Genomic DNA, 2,167 nt, shown 5'->3' with positions numbered 1-2,167 from the left:
TTCGCCCTGAGTAGGAGCCACCGGCCACTGAAAAGGGCGATCGGCACTTTAAAAAAGGAAAGCCCCGTTGCGGTTAACGGGGCTTTCCTGTATTCAACGGTTTAATTTGGACCAGTTCGCCGTCACTCGTCCCGAAGCGGCCGGGAGATGACGCAGGCGTTGATGCCCCCGATCCCCATGGACAGCTTGCCGGCTATGCCGTCAGGAGGCGGGCACGCGGTGTCGTAGACGAACCGGGTGTGCAGGCTTTCGATCTCCGGATTCACCTCGTCGCGGGAGAGGGGCGTGGGATATAGCGCGCCTCGCGCGTAGCCGAGGTACTGTGCCGTCAGTTCCCATCCTCCGCCGGCGCTCATGCCATGACCGAAGGTGCCTTTCCGCGCGGTGACCGTCACGGAACCGGGCACCATTTCGAGCAGGTTCTCCATTTCGAGGAAATCGCCGGGTGTCGCCGTGGCGTGTAAATCCCACGATGCGATGTCGCCGGCGGAAACGCGGGCGTCTTCGATGGCCTGGCCGACCGCCATTTGCGGTCCTTCCTTCGATGGGGTGATGATGTGGTCGGCGTCGGAACTGACGCCCACGGCCAGGGGTTCCATCCCGACCGGCCTGAACCCCTTCTCAATCATGTAATCGTAGTCCCCGATGATCCAGAGCACCGAACCGCCCGAGACGTGGGTGCCGCGAAGCCCGGTCAGGGGCTTGGACACGGCGCCGTCCGCGGCGGAGACCCGGGCGCGGTAGAAAGCGCCCACCAGCAGGGACGTGGGGGGCGGATCCGTGGCGCCGACGACCACGGCCTTTGCCTCGCCGCGCCGGATGGCGTCCATGCCGAGTTTGAGACACACGCCGAAAGTGGAGCAGGCGGCCACGGGCGCCAGCGACAGACCGTGAATCTGCCCCATCATGGTCACCTGCGACGCGGGTGTGTTGTGGATGTTCCAGATCAGGTCGGCCGAGACGCATTCCCACGGTGGCTCGGGAGCGCCCCATTCGTCCTGCAGCTGGTGCTTCCGGCGCTGCTTGTCGCGAATGAGCTTCATTTTGCCGGACTCGACGGTCCCCTCGACGTTCATCCCCTCGATTTCGGCCAGGGTCTCGAGGTACGACCTCAGTTCCTCCGACTGGGTAGTCCAGTAAGCGTTCCAGGATTCTTCGGCCTGGTCTCTTGTCGCGGAGGGCGCGGTCTCCGGATGGGGCGGCATGGCTTCGTCCACGCCTTCATCGTCGTGCCGGGTGAGATAGGCACGAAGCCGGGCGTTCCGTTCCGCCGAACCCCAGAAATGGTCCCATGCGCGCTGGGCCCGGTACAGTTCCATGCTGATCCGGCTGATGGTGGGGATGTTGCCGACGCCGGTGCCGATGTAAACGTGGGCGGACGTTCCCAGCGCCTGGAGTTCCTCCTCCAGGCCCGGGTTCTGTCCCAGTGCCTGGATGAAGGCCCCGATCGCGTGCAGCGTGGTGGGATCCATCTTGTCGACCAGGCGGGTGTACCGGTTCGACGGAAACCGGGCGTCGATCCATGCCCGGTAATCCCGGAAGTCGAAATCGGGTTCGCCCACCAGGAAGTTGTTCGGACCGAACCCGTCGAAGGGCGCCAGCCAGCTTTCCGACTGCTCCAGGTTGCGGGCAAAGGCTTCCATGTTGGGCGAACGGGGGGCCACGATGCCCCAGCCGAATATGCCGATTCTGCGCAAGTCGAACCTCGCTGAAGACGGTGAAACCGCCGTAACTACCGGTAACTGCTACGGTCTTACAGCTCCGTCAATATACGCTGATCCAGGGGTGGACTCAAGCCAATTCACCCTGGCGTTAGGAATGATGGATAGGTGCAACCTCGACCTGCTGTCGGTTCAACGAATCACCAATCTGCTCTCAAATCCTCCCAGTTTCTCCCTTACCAGACGTACCTAATCCTGCCTGTTGTACCCGATTTGGCCCCCCAGTAAAGAACAGATGTGGTGACTGATTACATCCAATTTAAGACGGGTCGGCCAACCCATCTCCGCTGCTCAATCTAATCATATTTATGGGGAAAAGTTCGTAGATAAGGCCCGAAATCCGAGCAGTCTTGAAGTCCGTTATTGGCAGTCTTGAGCTAGTAAATCAGTTAACCGATCCATTCGCGGGAAAGGAGGCGATATAGGTCAGTCTGGGATTTCGTCAT

The 2,167-nt window shown here is 61.2% G+C and carries 1 protein-coding gene; it reads right to left on the bottom strand.

What is annotated here, in order from left to right; genetic code table 11:
* Positions 1-122: 122 nt before the first annotated feature.
* Positions 123-1,697 (bottom strand): beta-ketoacyl synthase N-terminal-like domain-containing protein, encoded by a 1,575-nt coding sequence (locus tag OXH56_06745; protein MCY3555007.1) that lies wholly within the window; start codon positions 1,695-1,697, stop codon positions 123-125.
* Between the last annotated feature and the right edge of the window lie 470 nt (positions 1,698-2,167).

This window comes from Gemmatimonadota bacterium (genome assembly GCA_026702745.1).
In the GTDB taxonomy this organism is placed as follows: domain Bacteria; phylum JAAXHH01; class JAAXHH01; order JAAXHH01; family JAAXHH01; genus JAAXHH01.
Note: the sequence above shows the minus strand (reverse complement) of the source record. Positions and strands in the feature narration are given on the sequence as shown.